The sequence below is a fragment of the Kibdelosporangium phytohabitans genome, from assembly GCF_001302585.1.
Taxonomy (GTDB): Bacteria; Actinomycetota; Actinomycetes; order Mycobacteriales; family Pseudonocardiaceae; genus Kibdelosporangium; species Kibdelosporangium phytohabitans.
In genome coordinates this window covers 7,537,174-7,553,605 of the sequence record NZ_CP012752.1, presented here as the reverse complement: position 1 = coordinate 7,553,605, position 16,432 = coordinate 7,537,174, and the positions used below count along the sequence as shown (strand labels likewise).

17 protein-coding genes and 1 pseudogene are annotated in these 16,432 nt (G+C 67.9%); 15 read left to right on the top strand and 3 right to left on the bottom strand.

The genetic code is table 11. The features are described 5' to 3' along the window. The first annotated feature begins 77 nt into the window (after positions 1 to 77). From AOZ06_RS33965 to AOZ06_RS33950, 4 genes and pseudogenes are all read left to right on the top strand, one after another. Positions 78 to 893, top strand: a complete 816-nt coding sequence (locus tag AOZ06_RS33965; RefSeq protein WP_054293124.1) for a hydroxypyruvate isomerase family protein — start codon at positions 78 to 80, stop codon at positions 891 to 893. A gap of 13 nt (positions 894 to 906) precedes the next feature. Then, a pseudogene (locus AOZ06_RS33960) lies at positions 907 to 1,786 on the top strand (2-hydroxy-3-oxopropionate reductase). 28 nt (positions 1,787 to 1,814) lie between these two features. Beyond that, positions 1,815 to 3,530, top strand: coding sequence for a glyoxylate carboligase (gene gcl / locus AOZ06_RS33955; RefSeq protein ID WP_054293123.1), 1,716 nt, complete (start codon positions 1,815 to 1,817; stop codon positions 3,528 to 3,530). Positions 3,531 to 3,746: 216 nt separating this feature from the next. Then, positions 3,747 to 4,130, top strand: a complete 384-nt coding sequence (locus AOZ06_RS33950; protein ID WP_054293122.1) for a hypothetical protein — start codon at positions 3,747 to 3,749, stop codon at positions 4,128 to 4,130. A 669-nt stretch (positions 4,131 to 4,799) separates the two neighbouring features. Here the strand turns inward: AOZ06_RS33950 and AOZ06_RS33945 are convergent. Both AOZ06_RS33945 and AOZ06_RS33940 read right to left on the bottom strand, forming a co-directional pair. Continuing rightward, a complete protein-coding gene (locus tag AOZ06_RS33945; RefSeq protein ID WP_063810165.1) occupies positions 4,800 to 5,156 on the bottom strand; it encodes a YciI family protein in 357 nt (118 codons plus the stop codon). Positions 5,157 to 5,238: 82 nt separating this feature from the next. Continuing rightward, on the bottom strand, positions 5,239 to 6,153 hold the full coding sequence (locus AOZ06_RS33940; protein WP_054293121.1) for a DMT family transporter: 915 nt from the start codon (positions 6,151 to 6,153) through the stop codon (positions 5,239 to 5,241). Positions 6,154 to 6,386: 233 nt separating this feature from the next. Here AOZ06_RS33940 and AOZ06_RS33935 point away from each other — a divergent pair, with 233 nt between their 5' ends. The 11 genes from AOZ06_RS33935 to AOZ06_RS33885 all read left to right on the top strand — a co-directional run bounded on the left by AOZ06_RS33935 (position 6,387) and on the right by AOZ06_RS33885 (position 14,923). Next, positions 6,387 to 6,758 (top strand): NADH-quinone oxidoreductase subunit A, encoded by a 372-nt coding sequence (locus tag AOZ06_RS33935; protein ID WP_054293120.1) that lies wholly within the window; start codon positions 6,387 to 6,389, stop codon positions 6,756 to 6,758. Beyond that, positions 6,755 to 7,267: an NADH-quinone oxidoreductase subunit B family protein gene (locus tag AOZ06_RS33930; protein WP_335338298.1), complete on the top strand. Its 513-nt coding sequence runs from the start codon at positions 6,755 to 6,757 to the stop codon at positions 7,265 to 7,267. The genes AOZ06_RS33935 and AOZ06_RS33930 overlap by 4 nt, the downstream gene beginning before the upstream one ends. Beyond that, a complete protein-coding gene (locus AOZ06_RS33925) occupies positions 7,264 to 7,749 on the top strand; it encodes an NADH-quinone oxidoreductase subunit C (protein WP_054293119.1) in 486 nt (161 codons plus the stop codon). Before AOZ06_RS33930 ends, AOZ06_RS33925 begins: the two co-directional genes overlap by 4 nt. Next, positions 7,746 to 8,705 carry a complex I subunit 1/NuoH family protein gene (locus tag AOZ06_RS33920; protein ID WP_054293118.1) on the top strand — a complete coding sequence of 320 codons (960 nt, stop codon included), beginning with the start codon at positions 7,746 to 7,748 and terminating at the stop codon, positions 8,703 to 8,705. Before AOZ06_RS33925 ends, AOZ06_RS33920 begins: the two co-directional genes overlap by 4 nt. Further along, positions 8,702 to 9,160, top strand: a complete 459-nt coding sequence (locus AOZ06_RS33915) for a NuoI/complex I 23 kDa subunit family protein (RefSeq protein ID WP_054293117.1) — start codon at positions 8,702 to 8,704, stop codon at positions 9,158 to 9,160. Before AOZ06_RS33920 ends, AOZ06_RS33915 begins: the two co-directional genes overlap by 4 nt. Positions 9,161 to 9,296: 136 nt before the next feature. Continuing rightward, a complete protein-coding gene (locus AOZ06_RS33910; protein ID WP_054293116.1) occupies positions 9,297 to 9,821 on the top strand; it encodes an NADH-quinone oxidoreductase subunit J family protein in 525 nt (174 codons plus the stop codon). Further along, positions 9,821 to 10,135: an NADH-quinone oxidoreductase subunit NuoK gene (gene nuoK, locus AOZ06_RS33905; protein WP_054293115.1), complete on the top strand. Its 315-nt coding sequence runs from the start codon at positions 9,821 to 9,823 to the stop codon at positions 10,133 to 10,135. Before AOZ06_RS33910 ends, nuoK begins: the two co-directional genes overlap by 1 nt. Then, a complete protein-coding gene (locus AOZ06_RS33900; RefSeq protein WP_054293114.1) occupies positions 10,132 to 11,808 on the top strand; it encodes an NADH-quinone oxidoreductase subunit 5 family protein in 1,677 nt (558 codons plus the stop codon). Before nuoK ends, AOZ06_RS33900 begins: the two co-directional genes overlap by 4 nt. Next, on the top strand, positions 11,805 to 13,292 hold the full coding sequence (locus AOZ06_RS33895; RefSeq protein WP_054293113.1) for a complex I subunit 4 family protein: 1,488 nt from the start codon (positions 11,805 to 11,807) through the stop codon (positions 13,290 to 13,292). The genes AOZ06_RS33900 and AOZ06_RS33895 overlap by 4 nt, the downstream gene beginning before the upstream one ends. Further along, the gene (locus AOZ06_RS33890) at positions 13,292 to 14,719 is read left to right on the top strand and encodes an NADH-quinone oxidoreductase subunit N (protein ID WP_054293112.1); all 1,428 of its coding nucleotides are present in this window, start codon (positions 13,292 to 13,294) and stop codon (positions 14,717 to 14,719) included. Before AOZ06_RS33895 ends, AOZ06_RS33890 begins: the two co-directional genes overlap by 1 nt. Positions 14,720 to 14,722: 3 nt before the next feature. After that, positions 14,723 to 14,923, top strand: a complete 201-nt coding sequence (locus AOZ06_RS33885) for a pepsin/retropepsin-like aspartic protease family protein (protein ID WP_054293111.1) — start codon at positions 14,723 to 14,725, stop codon at positions 14,921 to 14,923. Between the two features lie 49 nt (positions 14,924 to 14,972). Here AOZ06_RS33885 and AOZ06_RS33880 read toward each other — a convergent pair whose 3' ends face one another. Next, positions 14,973 to 16,319 carry a S8 family serine peptidase gene (locus tag AOZ06_RS33880; RefSeq protein WP_083472107.1) on the bottom strand — a complete coding sequence of 449 codons (1,347 nt, stop codon included), beginning with the start codon at positions 16,317 to 16,319 and terminating at the stop codon, positions 14,973 to 14,975. Positions 16,320 to 16,432: the final 113 nt, after the last annotated feature.

The window sequence follows — 16,432 nt, the reverse complement described above, 5'->3', positions numbered from 1 at the left end:
GACGGGTACGCGACTTCGGAAGTACTGTTTCGTCAGATGGAAGATTGATTCCGCAAGACGAAATTCAAGGAGCGACGGTGGACCATCGCTTCCGGTACGACGTGAACCTGTCGATCTTGTTCACCGAGCTGGATGTGCACAGCCGGGCGGCCGCGGCGAAGGCGGCCGGATTCACCGCGGCCGAGTTCTGGTGGCCGTTCGACGTCCCGGTGCCGAAGGACTCCGATGTGGACGCTTTTGTCCGTTCGGTCCGAGACGAGGGCGTCCGGCTGGTCGGGCTGAACTTCTTCGCGGGTGACATGCCCGCAGGCGAACGGGGTGTGCTGTCCGCGCCCGCGCGGACCACGCAGTTCAGGGAGAACATCGAAGTCGCCGTCGAGATCGCCGGCCAGCTCGGCTGTCGCGCGTTCAACGCGTTGTACGGCAACAGGATCGACGGTATCGCGACCGAACAGCAGGACGAGGTGGCACGCGAGAACCTGGTGGTCGCCGCCAAGGCCGCGAGCCGCATCGGCGCCACGATCCTCATCGAGCCGCTGAGCGGCGCGCCGGCGTACCCGCTCAAGACCGCGGCCGAGGCGCTCGCCGTGATCCAGCGTGTCCGCGCCGATGGCGGCGTCGACAACGTCAGCCTGCTCGCGGATCTCTACCACCTGGCCGTGAACGGCGACGACCCGGCGGCGGTGATCGACAACCACGCCGCGCGGTTCGGCCACGTGCAGATCGCGGACGCGCCGGGCCGCAACGAACCCGGCACGGGCGGACTGGACTTCGCCGACCTGTTCGAGCGCTTGGCGGACAACGGATATGACGGCCACATCGGCTTGGAGTACAAGCCAAGCGGTGCCAGTGCCGACAGCTTTGACTGGTTGGCCCGCGATCTGCGGGCGTGACACCGGAGGAAAGATGACGACGGTGGGATTCATCGGCCTGGGCATCATGGGCAGCCCGATGGCCGCACACCTGGCCGGCGCGGGACACGAGGTGATCGGCTACGACGTCGTGCCGGAGTCGCTCGCCACACTCGCCGCAGCGGGCGGGAAAGCGGCCACGAACGTGGCGGAGGCGGTGGCGGACGCGGATGTCGTGATCACCATGCTGCCCGACCACCCGCACGTCGAATCTGTCGTGCTGGGTGACGACGGCGTGCTGCGCAACGCCAAGGACGGCGTGCTGCTGATCGACATGAGCACGATCCGCCCGGAGAGCTCGCTGGTGATCGCGCAAGCCGCCAAGGCCAAAGGGGATCCGCGTACTGGACGCCCCGGTCTCCGGCGGCGAAGCGGGCGCGAAGAGCGCCGCGCTGTCCATCATGGTCGGTGGCGCGGCCGAGGACTTCGCCGCGGTGAAGCCGTTGTTCGACGTGCTCGGCAAGACGGTCGCGCACGTCGGCCCGCACGGCGCCGGACAGGTCGTCAAGGCCGCGAACCAACTCGTCGTGGGCGGGACGTACGCGCTCGTGGCGGAGGCGATCGTGCTGCTCGAAGCGTCCGGCGTGAACGCGGGCATCGGCCTCGACGTGCTCGCCGGTGGCCTCGCGGCCAGCCGGATCCTCGATCTGAAACGCGAGACGATGGTGGCCAGGCAGTTCCAGCCGGGTTTCCGGATCGACCTGCACCACAAGGACATGGGCATCGCGCTGGCCGCCGCCCGGCAGGCCGACGTGTCGCTGCCGGTCACCGGTCTCGTCGCACAGCTGCTCGCCGCGGCCAGGGCGATGGGACACGGCTCACTCGACCACTCCGCACTGCTCAGGGTCACCGAGCAGATCTCTGGCCGAGGCTGATCACCACAGGGCCTGGAAAGGACACCCGATGCCCAAAGTCCCCGTTATGCAAGCGGTTGTCGAGGTCCTCAAGTCCGAGGGCGTCGACACCGCGTTCGGCTGCCCCGGCGCCGCGATTCTCCCGCTGTACAAGGCACTCGAGGTGGTCGGCGGGATCGAGCACCTTCTCGTGCGGCACGAGGAAGGCGCGACCCACATGGCCGACGGCTGGGCGCGCACCAACGGCCGCGTCGGTGTCGCGATCGGCACGTCCGGCCCGGCGGGCACCAACATGATCACCGGCCTGTACACCGCGCAGGCCGACTCGATCCCGATGCTGTGCATCACCGGCCAGGCCGTGTCGGCCAAGCTCCACCAGGAAGCCTTCCAGGCGGTGGACATCGTCGAGGTCGCCAAGCCGGTCACCAAGTGGGCCGTGCAGATCAAGGAAGCCGCGCAGGCGCCGTGGATCTTCCGCGAGGCGTTCCGCGTCGCGCGCTCCGGCCGCCCCGGTCCCGTGCTCATCGACCTGCCGCTGGACGTGCAGAAGCAGGAGATCGAATGGGACGCGACGATCGACGCGCCGCTGCCGGTGAGCCCCGTCGTGCCGCACTCGCCGAGGGTGGAACGCGCGCTGGACATGGTGCTGGCGGCGGAGAAACCGTTGCTGCTGGCCGGTGGCGGGGTGATCCTCAGCGAGGCGCACGAGGAACTGCGTGAGCTCGCCGAGTACCTGCAGATTCCCGTGCAGGCGACGCTGATGGGCAAGGGAGCGCTGGACGAGGACCACCCGCTGTACGCCGGGATGACCGGAATCCAGACGTCCCAGCGGTACGGCAACGCGTCGTTCCTGGAGTCGGACCTCGTGCTCGCGGTCGGCGCCCGCTTCGGCGACCGGCACACCGGCGACCTGGACACCTACCGGGGGAAGCGTCAGTTCATCCACGTCGACATCGAGCCGACCCAGCTCGGCAAGGTGTTCGCGCCGGACCTGGGGGTCGTCTCCGACGCGAAACCGTTCCTGCGCGCGATCCTGGACCTGGCCCGCGCCCGCGACGCGGGCCGTGCGGCGGGGGAGTGGGTGGCCAGGATCCAGGAGCTGAAGGCGACGATGACCCGTCGCGAGGACTTCGACGCCGTGCCGATCAAGGCGCCGAGGGTGTTCAAGGAGATCAACGAGTTCTACGGCGCCGACACGTACTTCGTGACAGCGATCGGCCTGTACCAGATCTGGTCGGGACAGCACCAGTTGGCGCACAAGCCGCGGCACTACCAGGTCTGTGGTCAGGCGGGGCCGCTCGGCTGGGAGATCCCGGCGGCGATCGGTGTGAAGAAGGCGCTCAAGCACACCGAGCCGGACGCGGAAGTCGTCGGCGTGGTCGGCGACTACTCGTTCCAGTTCCTGGTGGAGGAGCTGGCGGTGGCGGCGCAGTACGACGTGCCGTTCGTGCTGATCATGCTGAACAACGAGTACCTCGGCCTGATCAGGATGGCGGAGGACCACGGCGGATACGACATGAACTACGAGGTCGACATCCACTACGACACGGTCGGCACGGACAACGTGAAGATCATGGAAGCCTACGGCTGCTCGGGCCGCCGGGTGACGCGGCCTGCGGAGATCCCGGACGCGTTGGCGTGGGCGAGAAAGCAGGCGGAGGCGACCAGCAGGCCGGTACTCGTGGAGATCATGATCGAACGGGAAGCCAACACGGCCAACGGGGTCTCGATCGCGAACATGCGCGAATACGAGCCGCTGCCGTAGAAACTTGGGTGGCTGCCACGGTCGGATCCGGGGCAGCCACCCGGGCACGGCAGACGGAAGTGGACCGGCTACCGAGGCTGACCACGATTCCGGTGCGAGGCAGGCGAATTCACAGATCCCAGGCTGTCGCCGCGCACGAGATCAGTGTGCGACCGGCGGGCGATTCTACGTCCGCGTAGCGCGGATGGTTCACTCGGATAGCCTACGATTTCCCCCATGAGCCTGATAGCCGACGCGACGAAGAAGTCCGGGCTGATCTGGATCACCCGCCCAGGAGCCACACAAGCCATCCCGACCTGGCACCACTGGCACGACAACGCGGCCTACGTCATCACGGACCTGTCCGACGTGGACCGAGTTTCAGTCATCGTACGAAGCAAAACAACAGGCGCCCGCGCAGGCGAATGGCCAGCGGTTGTCACCCGCGTGACAACAGGCAGCGCCGAATGGGACAAGGTAGTCCCGGAGATCCACGCAGCCCGCCTCAACTCACCACCCCTGGACGAATCCAGCCCCCTGTTCCGCCTGGACCCACCCACCCAGAAGACAAAGCCCGCCAGCGGGGGAACCCCTGATCTTGAGTCAACCACAGGGGTCTGACACCGGCTTGCACACAAAACAGCCGATACAGCGTGCCGGGTGGTGGTGCGCGGGTCGAGTGGTGAGGTTGGTGGTTGCGCGCATCTGGATGGCTCGCGGCTTGGTGCGGGGTGCGGGTGTGGGTTCGTGGTATGCCCGCAACTGTGAGGGGCCAGCCTGCGTGCGGGGACGGGGTGCGCCGCGGCGAAGGTGTGGGGCGAAGTTGTGGGGGCGGCGCCCTGATGCAGGCGTTCGTGGCTTGCGAGCGCCGGGCGGGGATTGCGCAGGACCAGGCCCACAGCGGCGAGAGCGCACAAGCGCAGACCAGCCCCGAGCGGCGAGCGCGCGAGCGCAGAGAAGGGCTTCGGGCAGGAGCGCCCACGCCCCCAAACGCACCAAGGATCCAGAGCACGAGACAGGAAGAACACCAAGGAAGCCTCCTGCACAGAGGTCAGCCCCCCGGCGAGGGCGAGGCTTGTTCCGTGAAACAAACTGGCGGAGCCGAGTTTCTGCAGCGTAGCCAAGGATCCGGAGCGGCGAGATCCAAGGCATCGGCGAACCAGCTCGTGTACTTCTACCGCGACGGTGAGCCGCCGCACCGCACAAGGCGGGTCGCGGACGGCCTGCACCGCCGTGCGAACCGCCGAGGGCCGGCGGTTCAGCGAGATCAACGGGACCGAGGCGAAGTGATCAGGCGCCGAAGTCCTCGGCTTCGAAGACCCGCCGGACCTCGACCTCGCCCTCCTGGAACGGGATGCGACGGGCCCACTCCAGCGCTTCCTCGCGCGAGGACACCTGGATGATCCAGAAACCCGCGACGAGCTCCTTGGCCTCGGCGAACGGGCCGTCCACCACCGTGGTCGCGCCGCCTGCCGCGTACTGAACGCGGAAGCCCTTGGAGCTGTCGTGCAGACCGTCCGCCGCCAGGAGCACGCCCGCCTTGGTGAGTTCGTCGTTGTACTTGCCCATGTCGTCGAGTTCCTGCTGCGTCGGCATGACGCCGTTCTCGGACTCCGGGCTGGCCTTCACGATCATCATGTACCGCATGTCGTCCTCCTGGTTCGTTCTCCGTCTGACACTGACGCGTCGAACGACCTGACCCCGGATCGACATGAGATTCCAAGATTTTTCAGACGGACACGAGTTCCCTGGTCGGGGGCGTCTGCGGGGCCGCGGGGGCGTGCTGGTGCGGGTGCAGGCGGGTCAGGATGACGACACCCGCGATGGTGACCCCGCACGCGGCGAGCACGCCGACGTTGGCGATGAACGAGCTCGGCAGCTGCTCGTTGAGCACGATCACGCCGATCAGGGATCCGGTGATGGGATCCGCGACGAGCAAGGTGGCGTAGCTCAACGCGAACCGGCCGGTGCGGTACGCGTTCTGCTGGAACAGCAGACCCAGTGCGCAGAACACCACGGCCAGGCCGATCACCCAGAACACCGACGCCGACATGTCGTTGACGACCGTGCTGCCGCTGACCCTGGTCAGCGCCGCGAACACGCCGTACGAGATGCCCGAGCCGATCGCCAGGAACAGGGCGTTGACCGCGCCTGTGCTGCGGCGGGCCATCACGGCCGCGCCCAGGATGATGGCGAGGGTCGTCCCGCTCAGCACGGCCGCCGAGCCGCCGTCGAGCGTCGGGCGGGACGACTCGTGCGGCAGCAGCAGGAGCAGGCTCACCAGCCCCGCGCTCACCGCGAACGTCCCGAACATCTCCGCCGCGCGCACACGCCTGCGGTCGATCGCCGCCGCGATCAGCACGGCGATCGGCAGACCGCTCATGCCCAGCGGCTGGACCACTGTCAGCGGGCCGTTGGACAGCGCGATGATGTGCATGACCGCGCCGCCGAGGGTCGTGGCCGAGCCGAGCAGCCATTTCGGCCTGCGGACCAACTGGCCGAGCAGGCGCAGGAACCCGAGGCTCTTGCAGTGCACCGCCGCGTTCTGCTGCAGCGCGGCACCGAGTGCGACGAGCGGGGCTCCGGCTACGGCCGCCACGAGCCAGAACGTCACCTCGGCTGTTCCCAGCGCGTGACGGACCATGAGGTCTCAAGTAGTGATCGGTTCGAGATCGAATCGAAATGCACCCGCAGACTCTAATGGGTGACCCCTAAGGGCTTTGTGAGGTGGGTCCCGCACCGCCGCTGACCAGTGACGACCGCTATGCCCATCTCGAATGCCCTGCGCTGGTGACTTCCGGTGGACGAAAGGGTGCGAAACCCACCATGATGTGATCCAACACACAGTGGTGCAGTCCCCTCGGCGGAGGTGACCCCGTGCACGGCTATTTCGGAGCATACGGACTCATCGCGTTGCTCCTGGTAGTCGGCGCTGTGTTCGTCACGGTGGCGCTGACGGCCAACCGCTTGTTGCGGCCCGCTCGTCCCACGCCGCAGAAGCTGCTCACGTACGAGTGCGGTGTCGACCCGGTCGGCGGCGGGTGGGCCCAGTCGTACGTCCGGTATTACGTATTCACATTCCTCTACGTGGTGTTCGCCGTCGACGCGGTCTTCCTGTTTCCGTGGGCCACCGTTTTCGCCGCGCCGGGATTCGGCGCGGCCACCTTGATCGAAATGTTCGTGTTCCTGGGATTCCTCGCCGTCGGAATCCTCTACGCCTGGCGCAAGGGGGTCCTGTCGTGGGCGTGACCGATCTCGGGATGATCAACCAGGTCCCGAAGCCGATGCGGTTCCTGCTCAACTGGGGGCGGCGGTACTCGCTCTGGGTGTTCAACTTCGGGCTGGCGTGCTGCGCGATCGAGTTCATCGCCACCTCGATGAGCAGGCACGACTTCATCCGGCTCGGCGTCATCCCGTTCGCGCCGAGCCCGCGCCAGGCCGATCTGATGGTCGTGTCGGGCACGGTCACCGACAAGATGGCGCCCGCCATCCAGCGGCTCTACGAGCAGATGCCCGAACCGAAGTACGTGATCTCCTTCGGCGCCTGCTCCAACTGCGGCGGCCCGTACTGGGACTCGTACTGCGTGACCAAGGGCGTCGACCAGCTGATCCCGGTGGACGTGTACGTCCCCGGCTGCCCGCCCCGGCCGGAGGCCCTGCTGCACGGGATCATGAAGCTGCAGGCCAAGATCGGTGACGAGGAGTGGGCAGACCGGGGATCGCCGCAGTACCCCACCTTCGAGCGGGTGGACGGATGACCGAGTCCCAGGACGTCGAACCTCCGGAATGGATCACCGCGCTGACCGGAGCGCGGGACGCCCGGCACTGCGACTTCTTCGACTTCCTCACGGCGGTGGACGAGCTGGACGACGGCATCCGCGTCGTCGCCCACGTCTACTCCACGACCACCAGGCAACACGTGCTGCTCCGCACCCTGCTGCCACCGGACGCGCTGGTGCTGCCGACGGCCACCACCGTCTACAAAGGCGCGAACTGGCACGAGCGGGAAACCTGCGAGATGTTCGGCGTGCACTTCGACGGGCACCCGAACCTGGTACCGCTGCTGCTGCCGGACGGCTTCGAGGGCACGCCGCTGCGCAAGGACTTCGTGCTGGCCAGCCGCGTGGCCAAGCAGTGGCCCGGTGAGGTCGACCCCGGCCAGTCGCTCACCGAGCTCAGGAAACCCAAGCGGCGCCGCAACCTGCCGCCGGGTGTGCCGGAGAACTGGACGCGGCCATGACGTTGCCGGAGATCGTGCTGCGGCTCGCACTCGTGGTCGCGGCGTTCCTGCTGCTGCCGTTGCTGGTCGGCCAGTTGGAGCACAAGGCCATGGCGCACATGCAGGCCCGGCTCGGGCCGATGCGCGCAGGCGGGTTCCACGGCTGGGCGCAGCTGATCGCGGACGGCGTGAAGTTCGTCCAGAAGGAACACGTCGTGCCGGCGCAGGCCGACCGCACGGTCTTCTCGCTGGCACCCGCCATCGCCTTGCTGCCGTACCTCGTGATCCTGGTCGTCATCCCGGTCGGTCCCGGTCTCGTCGCGCTCGACCTGGACATCGGGTTGTTCTTCGTCCTCGCCGTGATGAGCGTGAGCGTCCTCGGTTCGGTGATGGCCGGGTGGTCCAGCGGCAACAAGTACGCGCTGCTGGGCGGGTTGCGCAGCGCGGCACAGCTGATGGCGTACGAACTGCCGATGGTGCTGGCGGCGTCGTCGGTCGCGATGGCGGCGGGCACGTTGTCGTTGCCGGGCATCGTCGAAGCCTGGTCGCCGTGGTGGCTGGCCTGGCAGGCACCGGCGTTGCTGATCTTCTTCGTCGCCGGGCTGGCCGAGCTGCACCGGCCGCCGTTCGACATGCCGGTCGCGGACTCGGAGATCGTGCTCGGGCCGTACACCGAGTACACCGGCCTGCGGTTCGCGCTGTTCCTGCTGGCCGAGTACGCCGGGATCGTGGTGCTCTGCGCGTTGACCACGGTGTTGTTCCTCGGCGGCTGGCGCGGTCCGTTCGGCGACGACGCGCTGGGCCCGATCTGGTTGCTGATCAAGCTGTTCGTTCTGGCTTTCGTGGTGATCTGGCTGCGTGTCAGCAATCCCCGGCTGCGCGCCGACCAGCTGCAGAAGCTGGCGTGGCAGGTGCTCGTGCCGCTGAGCCTCGGCCAGCTCGCCCTGACCGGAGTGGTGAAGGTGGCGATGGTATGAAAGGGCTGCTCAAAGGCCTCGCGGTCACGCTGCGGACGATGACCCGCCGGTCGGTCACCCGGCAGTACCCGGAGACCAGGCCGGACCTTCCGCCGCGCAGCCGCGGTGTGATCGGGTTGCTGACCGAGAACTGCACGTCCTGCATGCTGTGCGCACGGGAATGCCCGGACTGGTGCATCTACATCGAGTCGCACAAGGAGACGCTGCCCGCCGTGGTCGAAGGCGGCAGGGAACGCGGCCGCAACGTGCTCGACCGGTTCGCCATCGACTTCTCACTGTGCATGTACTGCGGGATCTGCATCGAGGCGTGCCCGTTCGACGCGCTGTTCTGGTCACCGGAGTTCGAATACGCCGAGCACACCATCGGGGCGCTGACACACGAGATGGACCTGCTGGGCGAGTGGATGAAAACGGTACCGCCGCCACCCGCGGTCGAACTTGAAGAGCAACCATGACATCCCACACGGGCCGCGTGGCACTCGATCGCGCCTCGGGGGAACGTGGCGTTGGCCGGTCACCAGTGCGTGCCGAACTGAATAGACACCGGCTCAGGGTGACCAGGCGTGAGAGTCCCGGGGAGGCGGAACAGCCGTGACCGCCGTGGAGGTCGTGTTCGTTCTGCTCGGCGTCGTCGCGCTGGCGTCGGGGGTCCTGGTTGTGACCACGCCGCAGCTCGTGCGTGCCGCGTTGTACCTCGTGGTGTGTTTCGGCGCAATCGCCGCGTGTTTCCTCGTCCTCACAGCCGAACTGGTCGCGTGGGTGCAGGTGCTGATCTACGTCGGCGCGGTCGTCGTCCTGTTGCTGTTCGGGATCATGCTGACCCGTGCGCCGATCGGCCCGTCGTCCGATTTGGACAGCAAGAACAAGCCTGCGGCTGTCGCTGTCGCCGTCGCCACAGCCGGTGTGCTGGTGACCGTGGTGGTCAGCGGGTTCGGTGACGCCTACTTCGACGTGGGCGATTCGCGCGCCGGGTCGGCGAGCGGGATCGGTTCGGGCATCTTCCGGTACTGGGTGCTGCCGTTCGAAGTGCTGTCGGTGCTGCTGCTGGCCGCGTTGGTCGGCGCGATCGTGTTGTCCCGCACGGACATCGGGCCGCCGAAGGATGGTGACGGCTGATGCACGTCGTCTACCCGGCCGTGCTGGCGGCGCTGCTGTTCTCCATCGGCGTCTACGGTGTCCTTGCGCGGCGCAACGCGATCCTGGTGCTGATGTCGGTCGAGCTGATGCTCAACGCGGTCAACCTGAACCTGGTCGCGTTCGACGTGTGGCTGGCCGACAAACTGGGCTCCGGGCAGATCCTCACGCTGTTCGTGATCGTCATCGCCGCCGCTGAAGTCGGTCTCGGCCTGGCCATCGTGCTGCAGGTGTTCCGCAACCGGTCGACGATCTCGATCGACGCGCTCGACGAACTGGCCGAGGACAAGCAATGACGGCGCCGCTGGCGGTCCTCGGGACCGCGATCAGTGCGGCGGGCGCCATTGTCCTCGCGTTCCTCGGGGCGTTCGAGACACGCGTGACCCTCACCCCGACCGGGACGATCCCGGTCACCATCGGCCTGCGCGCCGACGACCTGTCAACGATGGTCGCCGTCATGGTCACGCTGGTCGCGCTGGCGATCCAGGTCTACTCGGTCGGCTACATGAAGCACGACGTGCGGTATCCGGCGTTCGCGGCCCTGGTGGGGCTGTTCACCCTTGCGATGCTCACGGTGGTGCTCGCGGCCGACCTGCTGATGCTGTACGTCGGCTGGGAGATCATGGGCGTCTGCTCGTACTTCCTGATCGGCCACCACTGGGAGAAACCGCACGCGACCGCCGCCGCGATCAAGTCGTTCCTGATGACCCGGTTCGGCGACGTCGGATTCCTGTTCGGGATCTTCGTACTGGGCGTCGCGGCCGGGTCGTTCCGGATCACGGACGTCATCGCCGCAGTGCCCGCCATGACCTCGGGCACGGTGCTGACCGGGGCACTGCTGTTGCTGGTCGGAGTCGTGGGCAAGGCGGCCCAGTTCCCGCTGCACAGCTGGCTGCCGGACGCGATGGCCGGGCCCGCGCCCGTGAGCGCGTTGATCCACGCCGCCACGATGGTCGCGGCCGGGGCGTACGTCGTCGCCTTGCTGTACCCGGTGTTCCTGTCGGCGCCGCTGGCGCTGGACGTCCTCGCGGTCGTCGCGGTGATCTCCATGATCGGCGCCGCGCTCGCCGCACTGGTGACCGACGACCTGAAGCGGGTGCTCGCGTACTCCACGATCAGCCAGCTCAGCGTGATGTTCGCGGCGCTGGCGGTCGGCGGCCGGACGCAGGCGATCGCGCACCTGTTGTCCCACGCGGCTTTCAAGGCCCTGTTGTTCCTCTGCTCCGGCGCGGTCATCATCGCGGTCGGCAGCAACCTGATGACGCGGATGGGTGGGCTCAGACGCCGGATGCCGCTGTCGTTCCTGACCATGACCGTCGGATTCGCCGCGCTGGCCGGCATCCCGCCGACCGCGGGATTCTTCAGCAAAGACGCCGTTGTGGCATCAGCCGAGCACCACTGGTTCGTGTTCGTCGCGTTGCTGCTGACCGTCGGGTTGACAGCCGCCTACACGACCCGGGCGTGGCTGCGGACGTTCTTCGGATCCGGGCCGGACGTCCGGGAAGCGCCGAAACTGATGACGGTTCCGTTGGTGCTGCTGGCAGTGGTGGCGCTGCTGCTCGGATTCGCCGGGTTGTGGTTCGACGAGCTGAGGCCTGAGCTGCTCAGCGCGGTGCTCTCGGTGGTCCTGGCCGGGGTCGGTGTCGCTGCTGTGTACCTGGTCTGGCGCAGGGACCCGGCCAAGGACCCGGTGGACTCGCTCGGCCGTCTGCGTGGCGTGTTCGGTTCCGCCTTCGGCACGGACACGTTGTACGAGCGAACGATCGCGCGTGGCGTCATGCGAGTCGCAGACGAGGTCGTGCGCGTAGACGATTCCGTTGTCGGACGGACGGTTCGTGGCACAGGGCGCGGTACCCGGTCGCTGGGCGGGCTGCTCCGGCGTGCGCAGAACGGGAATGCGCAGTTCTACGTCACCGCACTGCTGGCCGGGGTCGTGGTGATCGCGGTTGGGGTGGTGATCCTGCGGTGAACGTGCTCCTGATCCTGCTGCTCGCTGCTCCGTTGGCCGGATGCCTCGCTGTGCTGGGATCGCGGCGTTCGGCGGTGCTGGTCGGCATCGTGACCACGGGTATCACGTTCGCCGTCGCGCTGGCGATCGTCTTCTCGGTCGACTACGCCCGTCCGGGGACGCAACTGGTCACGGACGCGCCGTGGATCCCGCCGCTGGGGATCCGGTTCCACCTCGGCGTGGACGGTGTGTCCGTTCCACTGGTCGTGCTCACCGCGCTACTGTGTTTGCTCAGCATGATCTACGTGGCACGCCGGGGAGGCGCGCCGGTTCGGCCGCATTCGTTCGTGTCGCTGGTGTTGCTGACCGAAGTCGGCATGCTCGGCACCTTCGTGGCGCTCGACCTGTTGCTGTTCTTCCTGTTCTTCGAAGTCGTGCTGATCCCGATGTACGCGCTCGTCGCCGGGTGGGGCGGCGCCGGGCGTGGCCCGGCGGCACGGCAGTTCATCCTGTACACGTTGCTCGGCTCCGGTGTGCTCCTGGTCGGCCTGCTCGTGGTCCACGGCCACACGTCCACTCTGGACATCGTGGCACTGGCGGATCGCGGCGGCGCGGGAATGAGCCACACGGTCCAGGTGATCGCGTTCGTGCTGGTGGCGGGCGGACTGGCGGTGAAGGTGCCGATGTGGCCGCTGCACACGTGGCTGCCGGACGCCCACAGCGAGGCGCCCACGGTCGGATCCGTTCTGCTGGCCGGGGTTCTGCTCAAGATGGGCACGTACGGCCTGATCCGGATCGCGCTGCCGATCCTGCCGGACGGCGCGCTGGCTGTGGCGCCCGTCCTCGGGGCGCTCGGCGTCATCGGGATCGTGTACGCGGCGCTGACGTGCCTCGCGCAGCGGAACCTGAAACGGCTGATCGCGTTCTCCAGCGTCGGGCACATGGGGTTCGTGCTGCTCGGGATCTCCACGCTGACACCGGCGGGCATCAACGCGGCACTGTTCGCCAACATCGCGCACGGTCTCATCACCGGCCTGCTGTTCTTCCTGGTCGGGGGCATGGCCGAACGGTTCGGCAGCACCGACATGGACAAGATCGGCGGCGGCACGCTGACGCTGGCGCCCCGGTTGAGCGTACTACTGGTCATCGCCGCGGTCGCCAGCTTCGGCTTGCCGGGACTGGCCGGGTTCTGGGGCGAGATGCTCGCCATGCTGGCCGCGTACGACCCGGCGCCCGGCCTGAACCGGCCGCTGTACCTGGTCTACATGGTCGCCGCGGGGATCGGTGCCGTGCTGACCGCTGCCTACTTCCTCGTCATGTTGCGCAGGGTGGCGCAGGGGACGTTCGCGGCGTGGCGCAAGGATCAAGGCGTTCTCGATGTGACCCGCGCCGAGTACGTGGCGTGGTCGCCGTTGGTGGTGCTGGTGTTCGTGGTCGGGATCTGGCCCGGCCTTGTGCTGGCCCCGACCGTCGAGGCCGTCGGCTTCTACCTGGGAGGCCTGTGATGGTCCAGTCGGTCGACTACCTGGCCATCGCGCCGCCACTGATCCTGGCGCTGACCGGGCTCGTGTCCCTGTTCCTGCCTCGGTTCGTGCCGTTCGCGGGAATCCTGGTCGCCGGGGTGTTCGAAGTCGCGCTGGTGACCGGGAGTCCACGGCGGACGTTCTGCGTGGACAGTTCGTGCTCGTTCGTTGTGGACGATTTCACGCTGCTGATGCAGACGGTGGTGCTGATCGCCGGTGCCGTGGTGCTGTTGATGGCGCACAGCGAGATCCGGGAAACCCGGTTGCCTGCCGGCGAGTTCCACTTTCTCACGTTCGCGGCGCTGACGGGAGCGATGACGCTGGTCGCGGGGCGTGACCTGGTGACGTTGCTGGTGGCGCTTGAGGTCGTGTCGCTGCCGTTGTTCGCACTGGTGGCGTTGCGCCGGTACGACGGGCGCTCGTCCGAGGCCGGGGTGAAGATGTTCCTGGTCTCGGTGGTGTCGACGGCGGTGATGCTGTTCGGCATCAGCCTGGTCTACGGCGCGGCGGGAACGTTGTTCCTCGACCGGATCGGCGCGGCGCTGGGCACACCGTCGCCTGTGGAGCCGGTCGCCGCCGTCGGTGTGGTGCTCGTCCTGGTGGGTCTCGGGTTCAAGGTGTCCGCAGTGCCGTTCCACTTCTGGGCGCCGGACACGTACCAGGGCGCGCCGGTCGCAGTGGCGGCGTTGCTGTCGGTGATCTCCAAAGCAGCCGGGTTCGCCGGACTCGTGCTGGTCCTGAGCATCGGGTTCGTGCCGTACGCCAACGTGTGGGGGCCGCTGATCGCGGTACTCGCCGCGGTGTCGATGACCGTCGGCAACCTCGTTGCCCTGCGCCAGCGAACCGCGATACGACTGCTGGCCTGGTCGTCGATCGCGCAAGCCGGGTACATGCTCGCGCCACTCGGCGCGGCGGGCGCGGGCGCGCCACTGGACTCGCTGGTCGCCGCCACGATCGGCTATGTCGCCATCTACTCGGTGATGAACATCGGCGTGTTCGCGGTGATCACGGTCGTCGGCTGGGTCAGCGGGTACGGCGGGGGAGCGCTGGAAGACTACCGCGGCCTGGCGCGTACGCATCCGTTGGTGGCCATCGCGTTGGCGTTCTTCCTCGCGTGCCTCGCCGGTCTGCCACCGGGTCTCGCCGGCTTGTTCGCCAAGATCGTGGTCTTCCAAGGCGCGATCGCGGGTGGCCTCGGCTGGCTGGCCGTGGTGATGGCGGTGAACACGGTGATCGGCCTGTTCTACTACCTGACATGGGCGACCCGCCTCTTCGCACCGCTGCCGGACGGCGCACGCTTCGGCGGCATCGCCCGCCCGGTCGCCGCGGCGATCAGCGTGGCCGCGGTGGGAACGGTCCTGATGTCCGTCATGCCGCAGCTCGTCCTGGGCATCACAACCGGAGGCTGACCGATGCAGGCGACTGTGGCGACCTATTCGCCAGAAACCAGAAGCGGCACCGTCCTGCTGGACGACGGCAGCCAGCTGTCGTTCGACGCGGACGCCTTCGACCACAGTGGACTCCGCATGCTCCGGCTCGGCCAACGCGTGGTCATGCGTGTGGTTGATGGCCGGGTGACGGCCATCAACCACATCGCACTACCGCTGGACTGACTCGTGAGTGGTTTGGCCGGTTCTAACCGGCCAAACCACTCACGAGGTTTTAGGCGGCGGCCACGCTCGCGCGAGCGTCAAGCAGGCCGATGCCGCAACCGCCGACGCAGCTGCCGGGCATGGCCCGTGCCCGCAGACGCGCCGTCACCTGCGCGGGGGTCAGCAGTGCGACGCCCGCGGCCAGCTTCTTGTGCTGCATCAGCGCGACGACACCGGCGACGTGCGGTGCGGCCATGCTGGTGCCCTGGTAGAAGGCGTAGGACTGGGCGGCAGGCACCGTCGTGCCCGCGTTCAACGTGGACAGTACGCCGCCGGACGCTGCCGGGGAGGTCTCGCCGCCGGGTGCGGTGATCTCCACGGTCGCGCCGAAGTTCGAGTACACCGCGCGGTTGCCCTGGCGGTCGCTCGCTGCCACCGTGATCACGCCGTTGCAGTTCGCCGGCGTGGCGTTGGAGGCGTTGACGTTGCTGTTGCCCGCTGAGACCACCACGGCCGAGCCGCGGTTGTTGGCGGCGGTGATGGCGGCCTGGAGACTCGCCGGGCACGCGCCGGAGCCACCGAGGCTCATGTTCAGCACACGGGCGGGGTTGGGGTTGTTGGGCACACCCGCGACCACACCACCGGATGCCCACGTGATGCCGTCGATGATGTCGGCGAAGGAACCACCGCAACGGCCGAGCACGCGCACCGGCACGATCTTCGCTGCTGGGGCGACACCGGCGACACCGGCCGCGTTGCCGCGCAGGGCGGCGATGGTGCCGGCCACGTGCGTGCCGTGCCAGCTGCTGTTGCGGGCCGGGGTACCGGCGCCGCACTCGCCCGCGGCCTGCCAGTCGCCCTGGTCCTGCGCGTTGTTGTCACGGGCGTTGCCGTCACGGGCGGCGGCCGCGTTGCTGATCATGTCGTAGCCGCCGAGGTAGTTGGCGTTCAGCTCGGTGTGCGCGGTACGGCCGGTGTCGATCACCGCGACACGCACGCCCGCTCCCGTGAGGCCGGAGTCCCACGCGGTGTCGACGCGTGCGCCCGCGGCGGCTTCGTAGTAGTGCCATTGCTGCGGGTACATCGGGTCGTTCGGGGTGAGGTCCGCGTGCATGGTTCCGTTCACTTCGGCGTACTCCACGTCACCGCGTGCCCGCAGTGCGGCGAGCGCGGTCGTTGTGTCGAGCGCCTTGGTCGGTGAGACCAGAACCGCGCCAACGGAAACCTCGCCGACGACGCGCAGGCCGTTCGCCGCTAAGGCGTCCGATCTCGCCGCGACGCCGTCACGGAACTTCACGATGAACTCGGTTCCCGTCGGCGAAGCCGGGCCCGCGTTCGCCATGACGGGGGTTACAGCGAGCAGGGTCATCGCCGCACCGATGCCGGTCACAGCCAGGCGGCGGGTCAATCCACTCATAAATGTCCCATCCCTTGCCAGTGGAGACGCTTCGTTGTCGTCTCCCGGCAATCAGGACGGCCGCGGCGGTACCCAGATACACAACTGGCAACGGTAAATGTGGACGTGTCCCC